General features: G+C 40.9%; 4 protein-coding genes. All 4 read right to left on the reverse strand.

From position 1 onward, the window contains the following. The 4 genes from LNP23_RS21430 to LNP23_RS21445 are packed head-to-tail and all read right to left on the reverse strand — an operon-like array spanning position 1 to position 20,196. Positions 1 to 11,352: a DUF6443 domain-containing protein gene (locus tag LNP23_RS21430; RefSeq protein WP_230002818.1), complete on the reverse strand. Its 11,352-nt coding sequence runs from the start codon at positions 11,350 to 11,352 to the stop codon at positions 1 to 3. A gap of 10 nt (positions 11,353 to 11,362) precedes the next feature. Continuing rightward, entirely contained in the window at positions 11,363 to 12,079 is a 717-nt protein-coding gene (locus tag LNP23_RS21435; RefSeq protein WP_230002819.1) for a LolA3 family protein, read from the reverse strand. Between the two features lie 3 nt (positions 12,080 to 12,082). Then, positions 12,083 to 14,191: a PKD domain-containing protein gene (locus LNP23_RS21440; protein WP_230002820.1), complete on the reverse strand. Its 2,109-nt coding sequence runs from the start codon at positions 14,189 to 14,191 to the stop codon at positions 12,083 to 12,085. Positions 14,192 to 14,223: 32 nt separating this feature from the next. Beyond that, on the reverse strand, positions 14,224 to 20,196 hold the full coding sequence (locus tag LNP23_RS21445) for a DUF5977 domain-containing protein (RefSeq protein ID WP_230002821.1): 5,973 nt from the start codon (positions 20,194 to 20,196) through the stop codon (positions 14,224 to 14,226). Between the last annotated feature and the right edge of the window lie 132 nt (positions 20,197 to 20,328).

A 20,328-nucleotide genomic window follows, 5' to 3' on the forward strand; every position in this document is an offset into this window, starting at 1 on the left:
TTAATTATTTTTTGGTAAAATTATCATTGGGATGTCATCAACTTTCCCCTTGCCTCTATAAATAAAATCTTCCATTCTTTTAAAGTAACTTTTTGCGGTTTCTTTAGCTTGTTTATCATTTAAGTTACTATCTCCAAAAAAGATTGCCCCTCTCAAAGAGTAATCGTTAGAATAATTGATTCTTATCACAGGTAATCCCATTTCTCTTCTTAAATTATTCATAAGTTGGCTTTCAACAGCCCCTGGGTTAATTTCATCTCTATCAAACATTGAATTATCACCTAAACCTTCTAAAATATGTCCCATCCATTCATGTTCAAATACTCGTCCTATATTATAGGCTCTTAAAGGAACATTCTGATATTTCATTCCTTTTATACCACCATCCTTGCTAAAATCTGCCAAATCTATCCAAGCATTACCCGAACCCCTGACAGACCCACCTAGCCAAATCCCTCCAGGAGAACCATTGGGAGTATCAATATTATAGCCAAAATGTAATTGCCCAAAACCTTTTATTGCTTTTGGATTAGATTCCTTTAATGCATCAACAAGTGTTCTTTTTGCTGTTGGTGATACTTGTTCAGATGTGTTTATTTCACCATCGTAATATAACATTTCAGTTTTAGAATTATACCCAACTTTTACACCATATTCTGTATTAAACATCTTTTGAACTACATTAGGTACTGAATTTAATAATTTCTTGTCAATATCAGTAAATCTAGTTTTTATTGAATCTCCTAACTTATCATTATGGTATATTGGATTATTACTCATACTAGAATATACTGATTCATTTGGATTTCTCTTTGGGTCTACAGTCAACCATCTTCCAATTCTTGGGTCTAATAATCTAAAGTGGGTAGTATAACTATTACCTTCTCCTTTCACCTCATTATCTTTTTCACTCCCTTGGTATCCGTATCGATATTCGTTGGTAGAGCCATGTCTTGTTGGGACTTGCATTCCAAAAGGATAGTAATCTGAATAACTAAGAACGTCTGCTTTATACTGATCGTGATCAAAAAGACTACGATCTGAAACCACTGAAAGCACATTCCCCAGATGGTTCGCTAATTCGTACTGTTTGTCGCCTACAAAACGGTAAGCCGTAATGGGTGCTCCGGCCTCGGTGTTTTTACCTTCACCTTGTGCTAAACCTTCGCATACATCTCCAATACCGTTATGGTTCACATCGGCCTGATCGGTATTGGCGGTTAGTCTGCAATTGTCACATACATCACCGATTCCGTCAAGATCGGTGTCGATCTGGTCAAAGTTAGTTTTATTTTTGCAATTATCACAAACGTCTCCCACGTTATCCTGATCGGCATCGAGCTGATCGGTATTGATTGTGGTCAGACAGTTGTCGCAAGGGTTCCCTACACCGTCCTGATCTCCGTCTTCCTGAGCAGGGTTGAAAACCAAGGGACAGTTGTCTTTTTTGTCGACTTTGCCGTCGCCATCCTGGTCTGCGTCTTTAGTACTACAAAATCCTGTGCTGCGTGTGGTACCGTTTCTTAGCGTCATCGAAGCTCCTGTTGGCGATAAGGCCAGTCCGGTTCCTTCGTCAAAACTGTATTCGTTGGTTTGCAAGTCTTCGGGCATTTGGTTGTTGTCAATCTTATAACTAAAATCGCAGATCTCCGCCAGATGGGCATTGTAAACACTCTTGTGTTGCGTGCCCGATCCCCTTCTTTGAGGCTGGTAGTACACCACTGTCGAACCACCTAAAGCGTTAGACGGCAAAGCGATCAGAAGCTCCGGAGCGCTTAGTCGTTTTCCTTTTACTTGATCACTTCCATCTGCTTCGGTAATGACATTAGAAACAGTTGTGGCATATACGTTTCCATTTACCGTTATCTCTACGATATACTGATCCTCTTTGTTTCTAGAAATGATGGCTTTTAAATCCCATTCATCTTCGGGAATCGGTGTCGATTTAATTTCATAATTAACCCTGTATCTGTAATTTCTGAAACTAAATTTGTTTTTATCGTGTCTGTGATGCGCTCTCCTGTAGTCTACCAGGGAAACTGCGGGCAGATACCCATTTTCTGTTTTTTTAACCGTTAGTAAAACCGTATTTAAGTACGACATGGAGCGATCACCGGGCCAATTGTCACCACTTTTGGAGGCCCCGTGTAAGGCCGCCACCACATTGACAGAATTAACGGCATTGGTCGCATCCATTTTTAAATGTGTTACCAGTGTGATCGCTTTGGTTCGGGGGATCTCACTATTGAATAAATTAATGGAATTCTCCGGTTTTTCTGTCCAGAACGTTCCGTCGGTTGCGGCATCAAAAAGCAAACCGTATTGTGCCGGAGGATCAGCTGTAACCGTTGTTGCTTCTGCCACCCGTGCTGCATCGGCAAGCAATTTACTGCTTGCGGCACTTCTGCGAAGAGCGGCTGTAAGGGCTGTGACACTAATTGATTTTCTGCCTTTCTCGACTCCAAGTCGGCTGCTGCCGTAAATGTCCTGTTCGATCAGATCGTAAGTAATCTGATTCGCCGTTTTATTCATTTCATAGGTACTCAACACATTGCCCTGAGCATCGCGCTCGTAGAAAGTGGTGGTGGTTTTGCCCGGAGTGGTCACTATTTTTGCAATTCTGTTACCCAAACCGTCGTATTCAAAAGCAATTACGGTACCATTGTTTTTTCTAACCGATTTTACTTTGCCATCAACACGCCAATCAATATCAATTCCCTCTTGTTTGTCTTTGGTAAGCTGGCCGATCGCATCGTATTCATAATTTTCATAATCCGGATTAGAAGGGTTAAGCTTGTCGTATTGGTTGTCAATGTCTAATGAGGTATCATTAGGATTTGACGGGTCATTGGAGAATACTCCATTGGCCACAGCATCGTTTACCCTTTTTAACTGATTGGTTCCGGGTTTGTAATGGTACGTCAATTGGTCCATAGCCACCGGCGCCGTACGACCGGCAAGCGGAGCGGTGTTAAAAAGCGATTTCAGGTTACCGTTTCGATCATAGCTGTAAGCAGCGCTGTAACTGTCTGTCTCTACTGTACCCGTAATCGCTTTAGAAGTCATGCCTTTGATTCTGTTCAGCTGATCGTATTGGTAATAATTGTACTGTGTGGGTATAGCCGTTTCCATATGGTCGGTTAACGAAGTAACCATTTCTTTTATATTCCCATTGTACAAACTGCTGTTGGCTTTAGCCAGAGCGGGATCGTTGCTGTAACTGAATATCGCTGCATCTCTGTTGCCCGAGCGGGATTTGTAATCTCCTGTATAATAGTTTAAAGCAAAACCAAAGGCATCACGGGCGACATTTAATCCGTCTTTTCCGGCATCGTATGCTGTCCCGATCTTTTCAGAGTTAACGCCTTTTAACCAGCCTTGCAAAGTATAGATATAATCGAGCCCCTGCACCTGTTTGTCTCCGATTTCAACACGTGCCAAAGGACCGTGATCGTAATACAAATAATTGGCTTCTTTTTCCCAAATCATATCATCTTTACTGGTATACACCTGCTGAATCCTGTTGTCGGCATCGTATTCATAACGGTGTATGAATTGCTCTTTGGCACTATTAGGCTGATAGGTAACTTTATTGACATTGCCGCTGATCAGATCGTAATCGTATACTATTTTTTTGGTACTCTTATGCAGCTGAGCTAAATCGCTGTTGTTGCGATGATGCACCAGCTCTTTGACGTTTCCGTGAACGTCATAATCATAAAATATACCATTGGTATATCCTGTAACAGGTGATGAAGGAGTCAATGTATCAAAATACAATACCGCCGTCACCCGTTTGTGACTATTGTCTACTCCGTAAGCGGTAAACCAACTTTGGGAATCCGGCAAGGGATTGTCATAAAGAGTTTTGGTTACCTGCTCGGTGTCATTGGCAATGTTGTACGGATAATTGACCGTTTTGTTTACCGCGTCAACGGCAACCGGTATTTTATCGGCATCTTCTAATCTTCCGTTTTCGTTAATTTTTAAGGTCAGCCCTCCTTTTGTATGCAACTGTCCGACTTCTGTGATGCGGCCTTGAGCGTCGTATCGGGTATAACTAAACTGTGCCTGTTTTTTTTGTTTTTCATTTTGACTCGCGACGATTCGACCCAGTTTGTCGTAAGCAAAAAGGGTTTCTCCGCCATCGGGCGTCTGCTGCCAGACTAATTGGTTTAAGGAATTGTAACGGTATTGTGTCTGAAGGCTGTGTGCCGGAGACACCGCAATGCCATTTACTTTTTCAATATCTGTTCTTTCCGTATCTTGTTTTCTGATGGTATCAATCGCTGCCTCGGAGGCAGGGGTTAATCGGTGTACTCCTTCGGGTGGCACAGTCTGCACCAGATTACCTGCCTGATCGTAATAATACAGGGTGTATTGGTATTCTTTATCGGCGGTGTTTTGTACCAACTGTTCTTTTATTCCTTCTAAGGCCGCTTTTAGATAGTTTCTTTTAAAAGCTTCTCTTTTTTGGGCATAAAAAGCATCTGAAACTTGTTGGATATTAATCTGATTAATGGCCTTTTTATAAATTTCACAAGGTGTTTTGTTGTCATCTCCCCCGGGTAAATCGATACTAAACGAAGGTACCATAGTGGCCGGCGCACAAATTTTATGCGTGGATACATACAAGTTGGCAAAATCATTCCAGTTTTGCGTTTCGCCCTGCGGATGGGTTGCCTGCGATTTTATATACGTATCGTACGCCTTTATAACATTTGGGGTTTCGGGATTGCCATATTTTAATTTGGTGCTTCCAAATTCCGCAATGGTTAGAAACAACGGATCCTGTGCGGTCTTAATATTAAATTGAATCAAATAATCTATATACTCTTTGCTGATATACCCAAAATTGGCCTCACAGAAAAAAGTCCCGTTCTCTTTTAATTTTTTCGGAATTTCATAGGTTGGCATTTGTGCTTGTAAACGTGTTTTATATTCGTTCCATTGGTCTGCGCATACTACCGGAGCTACTGTCGGAGGAATGCATAAACTGCTGCAAGAAGACAAACCTGAGGATGCAGTTGGCGCCGAAGCAAATCCTGCTTCGGTTGTTAACAACTCCGTTCTTCCTGTAACAACGCCATTGGCATCCATAGTGAGTTCCGGGAGTTCTTTACTTTGAAATTTCATTGATCTTGCTCTTTTTGCTATGCTTGAATTTGAATCTTCAAAAAATCTACATATCTCAAAAGGCGTTCCCAACCATCCCTCATTTGGCTTTTTTTTATGCCAAACTGTAATACTAAAATAGCCTGTCGAAACAGCACTATTTCCGTTCGTATCAATATACTGAATTTCAATTATACTATTATAACTAAAGGGATCATCTTTTAAATCAATGGAGTTAATTTCTTTGATATCCTTTAAAGAAGAATGTGTAATACTAAAATCACCGCTATAGTGATCATCTCCTAATCCAGAATAAGGAAAATTATTAAACTTCAAACCTATAGAATTGTCATCTAATCCAATAGAATACTCGTCGAATACTACCGGTGCCTCAAAATTTGTATTATAATATGATAAGATGTTCTTCCAACGTTGCTTTATTTGAGAATTACCTACAAAATTAGACACCGAAGGATTGTCAGATACATACCTGTAAGTCCCTCGAGGATCTCGAGGATCTCTTCCAATAGTTGATTTAAACGGTCCCATCCACCCCATACTAATCCTATGATTTCCGGGTTTTAAAAAATCATTCAAAATATTCTTTAAACCTTCTTCCATTAGGATTTCATCACTGGTGAAATTCTGGCACGCAACAGTTTTTGGGTAATCATAATTCATAAACTGGCAGAAGCTGGCCTTATAACCATGAAAAAAGGTCGGGTAAGCCGTATTCCCTATCTTGACATTTTCGGCAACAAACACTTCATTCTGCACATTGGTATAGGTTACCCTTGCATATTGACCATCGATGAGATCAATTGACTGGATGCTCTTCATGCCTGCCGAAATGGCCGGAAAACTTAAAACAATCTCTGCTTCTTTTTCGTTTGCGCTGTCCTGGAAAGAAAAGGAAAGCTGAGGATTGCTGAGATCACCATTATTGACAAAATAAAATTTAGACAAACTTATCCTTGGAACTGTAGGGGACTTAGGATAAGGTTGATGTTGATAGTTGTACTCTAAATACGCCTGAAAATGATTTACCAAGTTGGATTCGGTTACAAAATGACGCATTAAGCTACTAGCCGATGTAGTAGAGGTATACGCACTGCCACTCGTATTTTTTGCCAGTGCTTCATTAAGTACATTTTTTAAATTTTGCTCATAATCCGATTCAACACCTTCCGCAAGCTCACAAGCCGTATTCGTATTTCCAGGTCTGTTCGGATCTCCACAAATATCTCCATAGCCATCACCATCAAAATCATTTTCACCGCAAGGTGCACAACAGGCAAAATACAAAGCATTGTTTTTACCCGCACTCACCGACCAGTATTCTGCTCTTGCTCTGCCCAAAAGACCGTTGGCTCTTCCGGTAACTACTCTGACCGTATTGCTCTTGGTGTCTGCAGACAGGCTGCCTATCGATAAGTCTTTAACCGTTTGCATCGGCCTGTCAGTACTTCCTCCGTAGAGTTTCATGCGAACCACATCATTTACACTTATCGTAAAAATCCTTTGACCGGCCGTTTCCTCATAATTCCATTTTACGATATCTGCGGAATTTATGCCAAAATACGACTTTAAATAAGGATTTAAATCGGTGTGATTCAGAATCGTTTGCGTTGCTGTTAAGAGATTGCTTTTTTGCAACTGCAGCACAACTTCTTTCAGGCCTGCACCAAACAGGTCTTTTTTGTTGCACTGGTTGTCGCCAAAAGCAATGACTTCTCCAACACCCGATCCGCCCGAAAAATGGCATTCGCCCACAGCCGCTTTGGTATAACCTTCTACAATCACCTCTTCGGGAGTGCTGCAGCCCGTCGTGGTTCCTTTGCGTACGATAGTAGCTAAAATTCTGAATTTAAAAGTTTTACTTCCGCGATCATATGATACATAGTGAAAATTTTTGAAACCTGCTACCTCTGCCCACGTCGGAGGAGTCGCTGTTTGACCACAAGGATTTTTATAGTTTGGCTCAACCCCCGCAAATTTTAACAAAATTGGGGTGGCAATACTTTGTCCTTGTACTGTAAAATCGATATTTAAATCGGCATTATTTGTCCCTGTAAGAGAGCCATAGATTTTTGGGGAATCGGCGGCAGTACTTAAATTAAAGTCCGGATGGATCTGAGCCTTAAATATACCGGCAGTTAAATACGGCATACTGTAGGCAAATCTGTTGAGTAATACACCGTCGGGCTGAATAGTCGGATCTGTTAAACCATTTAAAAAGTTTTCCATGTCCAGCGCCAAAGGGCATTTTCCGGTTTCCAGAAACAAATTGGCTTTGGCTTTTACCTCGGCAGCGGCCAGTGTTTCGGCATCGGTTAACCCCGAATCATAACTCAGGTCTGCCGGAACAAAGCGTTTTTGTCTGTCGGCATAATACCCAGCTGTTTCATCTGAACAAATCGGCTCTATACCGTCTGAACCCGAAGGAATTGTTGCTGCGACAGCTAACGTAGTTTCAAGCAAAGCCGGTATTGTAACAGCATTATAAGAAACATTGTATTTTTTTAGTAATGTAACATATGAATCGGTATTTTTTGTCTCTCCGATACAACTGCTGTTCCTTTGTGTTTTATTGGCATAGTGATGCGCAAATACAGTACGGGTTTTTTCTTTAAGCGCGCTGTAATAGGATTTAAAGTTGGCCCATATTCTTTGTTTTAAATAAGGATCAGCCAATCCATTTATCACAGTCAGCAAATAGCTGTTGCTTCTGTTTAAATCATCCTGATAGGCTGATACAGGTGCAATTCCGTTAGAAAAAGCCGCAAAGAAATAAGCCGTTTGCAGCATATTCATTTTGACCTCTGTACCTTGAGAATTTTTAAAAGACATTCCGTCAAAATTGCCGCTTATTGTCGAGAAGTTCCCTAAACCTTCTTTCATAATAGTTCTTCTCAAACCATATTCGGTTTCCGTTTCGCTGCTCAACTCTTCTTTATAAAAAGGGTCCGTTGTTTCTATGCTATTAATCAGTTTTGCAATAATTCCGGTCTGCGAAAAAATAGTGTTGTCCTTAACACCGGTCTCAGTGTCAAAGTATTCCAGGTCTTTTAATTTGTCATCAAACCCATCAGAGCTTTCACCGTCAAATTTTAGCTCGCAAATGGCTGTATTGTACAGATAATATTGATATTCCGGATGATAAGGCAACAGCGCTTTTGCCCATCCTGATTGCCATGCCTTCAGAAAATCGGCTACACTGCCCAAATACTGAGGCTCTGTCAAACGAATAGATTCATCATCATTTGCGGGATCATCTACGGTAGGATCAGGCTCATTTTCATCAAAATGACGTAAAGTTGGTGAATAGGTACCGTCTTCCTTTTTCACAACGGTTATTTTAGAAATCTGCCCGTCTTCATCTTTATAGGAACCTCCAACAGGGTATCTCCAATTGTATTTTGAAACTTTTTTTACTATATCGGCATTAGGATTATTAGGATCTTCTTCCGTGGTATTCTTGTAACCTCCAAACAACAGCTGGTTGTTTTCGTTAAAAACACTTAAAATAGCACCATCGGTTTCCGGCTGCGCTTCCGCTTCACCTTCCGGAGTTTCTCTCTCAAGACCTGAAACAGCGCCATATTGTCCGCCCGGACTGACATCTTTCAATAGCAATTGTTCGTTCATGCTGCAAAGCCCTATCGGTTCTTTGCATAACGCTCTGCAATTTTCAATTAAAACTCTGAATTCTGTTTTAAAGTGTCTGGTATAACTCACTATTTCCTCAGGCGTAAGCTCATCAGCAGGAAAGTTATAGGCAATATATCGTGCTTCGGCCAACGTTAGGTACGGCTCTCTTCCTGCTGTATCTCCAAGACTGCTTTCATCAGCGGGAAACTTTGCTTTATAAGCCGTTTTGTCGGCTTCATTTACCAAATTTGCTGTTACCAAAGCCTCTTCACAGCTTCTGCAACTAACGTTACAATCCGTTTCCTGAATGATGGTATCAAACTGAGTCGTCACCGGTTTGCAGGTGTTTCCAATGGTTAACTGATTGATATAATCAGTTGTATATTGCTCTAATACAGTTGCATCGACCTGAAGTTCTTTGGTTAGGTTGTAACTTCCTTCACTTAAGAAATCAGTGGTTCCATCTATTTTTGTGGTCAATCCTTCAAATGTTTTCCCCACCTCTAATGTACGAGGCGCGTACGATTGGAGGTCAAAGACGCCAATTTTAGAGGATCGTGTCGCCCCATTTTGTCCAAACAACAACTCATTTGCACAGTCATCTGTCATACTCATAGACCAATTGTATACAAAAGGATAATATTTATTGCTTAGACAACTGTCGTTATAACTTCCAATAGGCTTACTAAAATTGTACTTAAATGTAATACTGTCTTTTTTTACTACTTCAATAGCCGTTTTTAACAGTATTTCATCTTCGGATATACCATTATTTCCTGAAATATGTTTGTCATTTTTATCAATCAAATCTGTGCTTGTTCTCAGATGCAAAGCTGCATTGGATTCGTCGTCAAGAGCAATTAAATTTCCTTTCTTGTCACCTGCGAGCGCTGTGGCAATAGTTCTGCCCTGTGGATCAAGATAACTGACACTCAGCTGCCCGTTTGGATCCATAACGCTATTTTTCTTATAATGAACAGCGTTTCCTACCTTATAACCAAATAATCTGTTCAGTTGTTCTTGCGATGGGGTTACATAGAAATACTTCATTTCATGCCCTGTTCCGATCTGATGGTCCTTTCCTACTCCGCCTTTACTTTTAATACGTCCGGTATTGTCTGGTGTATATACTATTTGAGAAAAAGGACGCAATTGGGCATCGGGAACCAGGTCCTGAAAATTATTCTGTACTGCATTGTTTGCCGAATAATATTTACTGGCACCACTCCCATTAGACATTCCTTCAATAGCCACAGATTCGCAATCTTTCTTCGTTGGGTCATCCCAGTCAAAATCATTGTGGCTGTATATAGCAGTCCCCGTACTGTTTTTATTTAAACCGGGATAAAAATGTACTCCGGACGATTCTACCGGAACCGGCAATATTTCTACTGCAGCACGACCCTGGTTGTCGTAAATAACTTCACCAACAACAGCTTTATTATTTGAGTTTATTTTAGTTACCGTTTGACGGTTTCTCAACGAACCGTCAAAATAGCTTACCACTTCTTTCTTCTTTCCATTTTCAGCAAAAGAAGATTGAAATTGCCAATTTTTCTTTCCCTCTTCGTGATTCTGATCAATTGTTACATAATGAGACCAGTCGCTCAGGAGTTTGTGCGATTCGGCATATCCTGAGGTCCAGTTTCCATAATAATTTTTGGTGATATCGTCCAAAAATCTTCCTACAGGTCTTACACGGTAGACAATGTACCCTTTAGAGTATACTATAGGAATCCTGTAATTCAGATCTACTGTCTGTATTCTGGTACTATTTAATTTAAAATCCTGGTCACTTAAGCCAATTTCCGCTGGGGCCAATGAACCACCATTTGCTGCAAAATTATCAATCCACGTCCATTCCAGTTCATATTCTACTGCCGGTGCCACGGCATCTTTTTGCCAGGAAATAAGGAGTTCCTCCCCACCTTCGCTTACACTGTTTACGATTACTTCCTGTGTTGCATTATACTTTATAAATTTATGCTGCAAAGGAAGTACCGAACTGATTTCTGTACTACTTAGCTGTAAATTGTAATAGCGATCTGTGCTGAACTTTAATTGCAGATAAACCGGTGAATTATGAATAGCGGTAACTACTCCCTCCTGGTTGTAATACGTAATCGATTCTACTTTTACGTTCGCTTTGTGAATACCAGGCAGGTTATAAACGGCATAATCATCAAATTTTAGTCCTTTTGATACGTTATCATGTGTTATTTTTAAACTTACTACCTCATAAGGAACCATTAAACCGGCAGCATTTTTATAAGAGCTTAGTTTGTTTCCGTCATTATCGTAAGGAGTGATCCTCAATACTACTTCGCATGAGTATACTTTCTGATAAGCAGCTACATCACTTTTTTCATCGTTAAAACCAAAAAGAACCGATACAGCCGGATGAACAGAGCTAAAAACATTTTGTTTCTTTATGTCTGCGTATTTGGGATCTGTGATTTCTAAGGTTGGCTGATTTTGTAACTGATTTCCAACTAATCTAAGCTCTGTATGGGTTTCCTGCTGTGCGAATGTCAACAATGAAAAAAGAGTCCATGCAAGTGTTATTACATATTTATTGATCGGCATATATCTCATATTATTTATTGGAAATGTTTCTTTGGTCAATAACCTGGTACTGTTTTAATCGCGATGCAAGCACACATATATTCTTACCGCATGAGGTAAAATAATACGGACTTGTAAAAAGTGTTGCATTGACTGCTTTTCTGCTAAAATTGGTATTGGTAACTTCTAATCTTGGATAAGAAGGCTTGGGCATACGATAATCTTTAGAGAAATTGACAGTAGAACTATAATAAAAAATTGACTTTTGTAAAAAGAACTTTCTGGAAACCTGAATAATAATCCTCGAATAAGGAAGACTGGAATAATTTTTCGCGGTTAAGGTTATTTCCCAATAGGTTTTACAATCCTTAAAAGATTCAATTTCACAAAATTCCAACAGCGGTTTGATGTCTAAACTTCCAAAATAATTTCTAATAGGATCCGATAACAAAATTGCTTTTTCGGGATGGCTAATTTTAATATTTACCGTTTTAGAATTCAAGATCTCAGTCTGATCAATTTTCAGATAAATTTCATTTGCGGCATTCTTCATGAAAATGCCTTTATACGATTGTTCAATCTTTTTAGATTCGGCATTTTTATACAAGGTATACTCTGAATGGTATTGAAATGGCCGGGCAGCACTATACTGCTTTCCCATTTGCTGTAAAACTTCATTTACAGTCTGGCAGTGTCCTATAGTGCCAATTAATAAGAGACTGGTAGTAAGTAATATTCTCTGAAACATAAACTAGTTGTTAATAATAGTACCCGAACGGGTTTCCTGAATGGTTTTTACTCCTTTGGCAGTTTCCTTCTTTATGCGCACCAAGCCTCCTTCATTATCATATTCATAAAAAGAAGCATAATTATTCTCATCCAGCTCAGACATTAGCTTGAAAGTCTCCGCATCATAAACAAATGTTTTTACACTGCCGTCAAGAGGATGTATCCTGATGTCATCAAAATAGACCGGAACCCCACTGCTTTTGTTTTCAAGTTCAATTCCAATTGTTTTTGTTCCTGCAGGAATTAAAAACTTGCTTGTCACTCGCTGCCATCCGTCTATTATATCTCCTTTGGCTACAAAACTTTGCGAACCAATTTTATACCTGACATCGTTAGTGTTCACGTTATTAAAGAAGACTACATTTATTACTGCATTTTCATAGCTTTTTACCTGAATTGCCATTTCCTCTTTAACCCAAGCACTCAATAAATACTCCTTTTCAGGAACAGGCTGAAACGACAAACAATCTGTACAATAGTTTTTGTCTGTTGGAAGTCCACATGAAAATTCACTCAGTTTTAAATAATCTGAGAAAAATGCTTCATTCTCGAAAGTTCCTAAGAGGTCAAAATTTTCATGCCCGTAAAAGTCGTAACGAAAATCATCTATCTTATCTCTTGGGTACTCGGTTTCACCAAAGCTCAGCAAATATTTTAAAGATGTTCTCAGAACAGGAGCCACTCTGGATTCAGTTGATCCCGCTGTTACTTCCGGAACATAGTTCGGATCCTCATTTCTGGGTAATGCCGTATTAGTCAGACCACCGTCAACATAATATCCGTTTGCAATACCTGCTACATACAAATGAGGTTTGTCTGTATTGGTAAACAAAGTACTTTTGGAATTACTGAATCGGGCCATCGTCTGGTCTCTCAGCGCTTCCACATTATTGGTTTGGCAACCGTCGGTGATCATTACCACTATCTTTGGTTTCATGGTAGCATTTAAGGTCACATCCAGAGCTGTTTTCCAATAATCTGAAGAGGCACTTATACCTTCGCCACTGCGTTGTCGGTACTTGTCAATCCACCTGTTGAATCTTTGCAACGTAGCCGGGTCATTGTTAGATAACCTTGCTGCCGCTAAATTATCTGTTCTGGTGTAGCTGTCACTATCTGACATTCCCGTGATCGAAACATAAATATTCGATTGCAGTTTGTCATTGTCATCAGCCTGTTGCTGAACGTATTTCTTTAATTGTTTTCTAACTTTGGCTGCCTGCGCAGGACTTATAGATCCCGATTCGTCTAAAACAAAAGCAATGTGATTGACACAATACAAATCAGAGCAAAAATTAATTCTGTTTACAAAACTCGTAACACCCGAAGCCACCGTGGTGGTTAAATGGGTCAGTATTTCACTGGATTTATACTTGTCTAAAGTAAAGTCGACAATCTGATTCCCGTTTGTTGCAATTTTAATGTCGTAATTAGGACGATCTGTAAAAGAGAAGGCAACAAATCCTTTTTGTTTGTTATGCACAAAATTGTATATTCCCGGATTCTGGTCTTTAATGTAAAAGGCTAGCGCATTTAGTTCGTCGCAGGTATATCCCTTTACTATTGTTGCTTCGGGAAGACTGATCAGCTTGTTGACCAAAGTGGCAAAAATAGCTTTTATAACCGGCGTGTTCAGATTGTCCTTTGTACAGGAATTTTCTGCAGCACAATCTATTGCGATAATCTCTTTTTTGAAGGTCTTACTGCAATTATCAGTATCTGTTACAGTTAATTTTACGATGTAATTCCCTGCACTTGTAAAAGTGTAAGAATACATTCCACTTGTATCTGCAGGAGAAAGATTCAAAACTTGTCCTGACGCCGTTTCGGTAGACCAAACATAGTTTAAATTGACTCCTTTCGTCTCAAATGTGAAAGTAACTTTCTCGTTAAGGCAATGGGTCTCAGAAATTCCATCAACGTCAATTCCGGAGGAAAAACCAGAGAAAGCGGTTCCAAAAATTGAGTTTATCACAGGCTCTTTATATTCTTTAGCCAAAGAAGAAAAAGAACAAAATACTACACTCAAAATCAAAAACCAGTATTTTTCTATTTTTAAATAATTCATCATGTTTATTATATATTACTGTCGTGCATCAACGCTTACCACCCCCCTCTTTCAGGAGGGCCTTCTTCACCTCCGCCGGGTCCAACTTCTTCACCTCCTCCGGAGCATGCTGAACCATTAAAAAGCTTTCTAATAGCTACAGCTACTATAGCACCACAAGGCCCCGTTCCCCAGTTGATTAATTCATGCGTTACCTCGTCCCCATAACGATCAATATAAACGATATAACTTCCCGGACCATGTCCTCTATAATGGAACACCTGTGTCACAAGCTCACATTTACCATGAATATTTGCAAAATTTTGCCCGTTGTTATTTACATCTGCCCATGCTTTTGCATCTGCATCTGCCTGCGAAATATTAGAGGTTGCTGTTGCCGAATACTCTACATTTGATCCAATTCCTCCAGCGGTATCACAATTGTTTCTTGCAAAATAACTACTTTTTGTACTCTTATAAGTACAACTGCCATTGGTACCCGCATTGGCATACGCCTGCCCGTTTTTGTTGACATCGTCCTGAGCCAAAGCATCTGCTGCTACCTGTGTAGCGGCTGTATATTTTCCTGCAGCTACCGTATAGATAACCACCGAGCCTGTGCCTCCCACTCCACAATTGTTTTTCGTAAAAGAACCGCTTTTGGCTACGTTCTTAAAACTACAACTGCCATTAGCATTGGCATAAGCCTGTCCGTCATTTTGTGCTAATTGATCTGCTAACGCCTGAGTCTCTGCTGTATATTTTCCTGCAGCCACTGTATAAACTACTGCTAGTCCAGTTCCACCTGTAGGACAATTATTTTTGATAAATCCACTTCTTACAACATTGCCAAAACTACATTTGCCATTGGCATTGGCATAAGTCTGTCCATCATTCATTGCTAATTGATCAGCTAACGCCTGAGTCTCTGCCGCATATTTTCCTGCCGCTACCGTATAAACCACTGCTAAGCCGGTTCCACCAACTCCACAATTGTTTTTAACAAATCCGCTTTTTGCAACATTGCTAAAACTACATTTACCATTCGTATTGGCATAAGCTTGTCCATCATTTTGTGCTAACAAATCAGCTGCCGCCTGAGTTTCTGCTGTATATTTTCCTGCCGCTACCGTATAAACTACTGCTAAGCCAGTTCCACCAACTCCACAATTATTTTTGATAAATCCGCTTTTTGCAACATTGCTAAAACTACATTTACCATTAGTATTAGCGTAAGCCTGTCCATCGTTTTGCGCTAACAAATCAGCTGCTGCCTGAGTTTCTGCTGTATATTTTCCTGCCGCTACCGTATAAACTACTGCTAAACCGGTTCCACCAACTCCACAATTATTTTTGATAAATCCACTTTTTGCAACATTGCTAAAACTACATTTACCATTAGTATTAGCGTAAGCCTGTCCATCGTTTTGCGCTAACAAATCAGCTGCTGCCTGAGTTTCTGCTGTATATTTTCCTGCCGCTACTGTATAAACTACTGCTAAACCGGTTCCACCAACTCCACAATTGTTTTTAACAAATCCGCTTTTTACAACATTACTAAAACTACATTTACCATTGGTATTGGCATAAGCCTGTCCATCGTTTTGCGCTAACAAATCAGCTGCTGCCTGAGTTTCTGCTGTATATTTTCCTGCCGCTACTGTATAAACTACTGCTAAACCGGTTCCACCAACTCCACAATTGTTTTTAACAAATCCGCTTTTTACAACATTACTAAAACTACATTTACCATTGGTATTGGCATAAGCCTGTCCATCGTTTTGTGCTAACAAATCAGCTGCCTCCTGAGTTTCTGCTGTATATTTTCCTGCTGCTACTGTATACACTACTACTGATCCCGTTCCGCCTGCAGCACAATTGTTTCTCACAAAGCCACTTTTAGCAACGTTCTTAAAACTACAGCTGCCATTGGTACCCGCATTGGCATACGCTAGCCCGTTTTTGTTGACATCGTCCTGAGCCAAAGCATCTGCTGCTGCCTGTGTAGCGGCTGTATATGTTCCTGCAGCTACCGTATAGATAACCACCGAGCCTGTGCCTCCCACTCCACAATTGTTTTTGGTAAAAGAACCGCTTTTGGCTACGTTCTTGAAACTACAGCTGCCGTTGGTACCGGCATTGGCATACGCCTGTCCATTATCATTTACATCATTTTGTGCTAAAGTATCCGCATTCGCCTGAGAAATAATAGACGTAATCGTTTTTGAATATACAACCACTGATCCCGTTCCGCCTACACCACAGTTGTTCTTTGTGAAAGAACCGCTCTTGGTACTGCTAAATGTACAGGTACCATTGGCATTGGCATAGGCCTGGCCGTCATTTTGTGCTAACAAGTCGGCGGCGGCCTGAGTAGCTGCTGTATATTTTCCTGCTGCTACTGTATACACTACTGCTGATCCTGTTCCTCCTGCAGCGCAATTGTTTCTCACAAAGCCACTTTTAGCAACGTTCTTGAAACTACAGCTGCCGTTGGTACCGGCATTGGCATACACCTGTCCATTAGCATTTACATCATTTTGTGCTAAAGTATCCGCATCCGCCTGAGAAATAATAGACGTAATCGTTTTTGAATATACTACCACTGATCCTGTTCCTCCAACACCACAGTTGTTTTTTGTGAACGAACCACTTTTGGTACTGCTAAATGTACAGGTACCATTGGCATTGGCATAGGCCTGGCCGTCATTTTGTGCTAACAAGTCGGCGGCGGCCTGAGTAGCTGCTGTATATTTTCCTGCTGCTACTGTATACACTACTGCTGATCCCGTTCCGCCTACAGCGCAATTGTTTCTCACAAAGCCACTTTTAGCAACGTTCTTGAAACTACAGCTGCCGTTGGTACCGGCATTGGCATACACCTGTCCATTATCATTTACATCATTTTGTGCTAAAGTATCCGCATCCGCCTGAGAAATAATAGACGTAATCGTTTTTGAATATACAACCACTGATCCCGTTCCGCCTGCACCACAGTTGTTCTTTGTGAAAGAACCGCTTTTGGTACTGCTAAATGTACAAGTCCCATTGGCATTGGCATAGGCCTGGCCATCATTTTGTGCTAACAAGTCGGCGGCGGCCTGAGTAGCTGCTGTATATTTTCCTGCTGCTACTGTATACACTACTGCTGATCCTGTTCCTCCTGCAGCGCAATTGTTTCTCACAAAGCCACTTTTAGCAACGTTCTTGAAACTACAGCTGCCGTTGGTACCGGCATTGGCATACACCTGTCCATTAGCATTTACATCATTTTGTGCTAAAGTATCCGCATCCGCCTGAGAAATAATAGACGTAATCGTTTTTGAATATACAACCACTGATCCCGTTCCGCCTGCACCACAGTTGTTCTTTGTGAAAGAACCGCTTTTGGTACTGCTAAATGTACAAGTCCCATTGGCATTGGCATAGGCCTGGCCATCATTTTGTGCTAACAAGTCGGCGGCGGCCTGAGTAGCTGCTGTATATTTTCCTGCTGCTACTGTATACACTACTGCTGATCCTGTTCCTCCTGCAGCGCAATTGTTTCTCACAAAGCCACTTTTAGCAACGTTCTTGAAACTACAGCTGCCGTTGGTACCGGCATTGGCATACACCTGTCCATTATCATTTACATCATTTTGTGCTAAAGTATCCGCATCCGCCTGAGAAATAATAGACGTAATCGTTTTTGAATATACTACCACTGATCCTGTTCCTCCAACACCACAGTTGTTTTTTGTGAACGAACCACTTTTGGTACTGCTAAATGTACAGGTACCATTGGCATTGGCATAGGCCTGGCCGTCATTTTGTGCTAACAAGTCGGCGGCGGCCTGAGTAGCTGCTGTATATTTTCCTGCTGCTACTGTATACACTACTGCTGATCCCGTTCCGCCTACAGCGCAATTGTTTCTCACAAAGCCACTTTTAGCAACGTTCTTGAAACTACAGCTGCCGTTGGTACCGGCATTGGCATACACCTGTCCATTAGCATTTACATCATTTTGTGCTAAAGTATCCGCATCCGCCTGAGAAATAATAGACGTAATCGTTTTTGAATATACTACCACTGATCCTGTTCCTCCAACACCACAGTTGTTTTTTGTGAACGAACCACTTTTGGTACTGCTAAATGTACAGGTACCATTGGCATTGGCATAGGCCTGGCCGTCATTTTGTGCTAACAAGTCGGCGGCGGCCTGAGTAGCTGCTGTATATTTTCCTGCTGCTACTGTATACACTACTGCTGATCCCGTTCCGCCTACAGCGCAATTGTTTCTCACAAAGCCACTTTTAGCAACGTTCTTGAAACTACAGCTGCCGTTGGTACCGGCATTGGCATACACCTGTCCATTAGCATTTACATCATTTTGTGCTAAAGTATCCGCATCCGCCTGAGAAATAATAGACGTAATCGTTTTTGAATATACAACCACTGATCCCGTTCCGCCTGCACCACAGTTGTTCTTTGTGAAAGAACCGCTTTTGGTACTGCTAAATGTACAAGTCCCATTGGCATTGGCATAGGCCTGGCCATCATTTTGTGCTAACAAGTCGGCGGCGGCCTGAGTAGCTGCTGTATATTTTCCTGCTGCTACTGTATACACTACTGCTGATCCTGTTCCTCCTGCAGCGCAATTGTTTCTCACAAAGCCACTTTTAGCAACGTTCTTGAAACTACAGCTGCCGTTGGTACCGGCATTGGCATACACCTGTCCATTATCATTTACATCATTTTGTGCTAAAGTATCCGCATCCGCCTGAGAAATAATAGACGTAATCGTTTTTGAATATACTACCACTGATCCTGTTCCTCCAACACCACAGTTGTTTTTTGTGAACGAACCACTTTTGGTACTGCTAAATGTACAGGTACCATTGGCATTGGCATAGGCCTGGCCGTCATTTTGTGCTAACAAGTCGGCGGCGGCCTGAGTAGCTGCTGTATATTTTCCTGCTGCTACTGTATACACTACTGCTGATCCCGTTCCGCCTACAGCGCAATTGTTTCTCACAAAGCCACTTTTAGCAACGTTCTTGAAACTACAGCTGCCGTTGGTACCGGCATTGGCATACACCTGTCCATTAGCATTTACATCATTTTGTGCTAAAGTATCCGCATCCGCCTGAGAAATAATAGACGTAATCGTTTTTGAATATACTACCACTGATCCTGTTCCTCCAACACCACAGTTGTTTTTTGTGAACGAACCACTTTTGGTACTGCTAAATGTACAAGTCCCATTGGCATTGGCATAGGCCTGGCCATTTCGGTTAACATCGTCCTGTGCCAAAGTATCTGCCGCAGCCTGTGTAACTGCTGTGTAAGTTCCTGTCGGTACTGTATAAATAAACACTGATCCTGTACCTCCAAATCCACAATTGGTTTTGGTAAAAGAACCACTTTTTTCTATATTCTTAAAACTACAGGTTCCTGTTGTATTGGCGTATGCCTGTCCATTTCGGTTAATATCGTCCTGAGCCAAAGCATCTGCCGCAGCCTGCGTAACTGTTGTGTAAGTTCCTGCCGGCACCCTATAATTAACCGCTGATCCTGTACCTCCTACTCCACAATTGTTCTTGGTGAATGTTCCGCTTACCGCAGTGTTTTTAAACAAAGATTCAACATTAATAACTATACTAACAGGAGTTCCAAAACACTTATCAGATCTTGGCGTAACCATATAAGTTACAATCCCCATCTCATCTCCCGTGTTTGTTAATACTTGCGCTATTACATTTCCACTGCCCGAAGTTGCTCCTTCTACACCGGTCTGTGTTACTGTCCAGCTAAATGTTGTTTCTGCTTTACTTGATGCCAACACAATTGCTATTGCTTTTCCAGAAGAAATTGTTTGCAGAGAAGGATTCGCAAAAACATCTGCTATACAGGTTTCAGGCAATATTGGAGGCTGTATTTTTACATCTCCTATAATTGATGGGCAATCCTGTGCTGATAAAACTAAGGAATAAAGCATCATTATAAGAGTGACAATACTATGCCTCTTTATTCTAAAATTATTTTCCATTTTCAATTTTATTGTCTCGTATTTTTTTAATCGATCGATTTTTTACTGACATTAATACATTTCTAATATGCCTCTTCCCAAGTCCATTCTCACTAAGGAAAACATGCTTTTCGCAGAAGTCAATATCGGATT

Source organism: Flavobacterium cupriresistens, from assembly GCF_020911925.1.
Lineage (GTDB): Bacteria > Bacteroidota > Bacteroidia > Flavobacteriales > Flavobacteriaceae > Flavobacterium > Flavobacterium cupriresistens.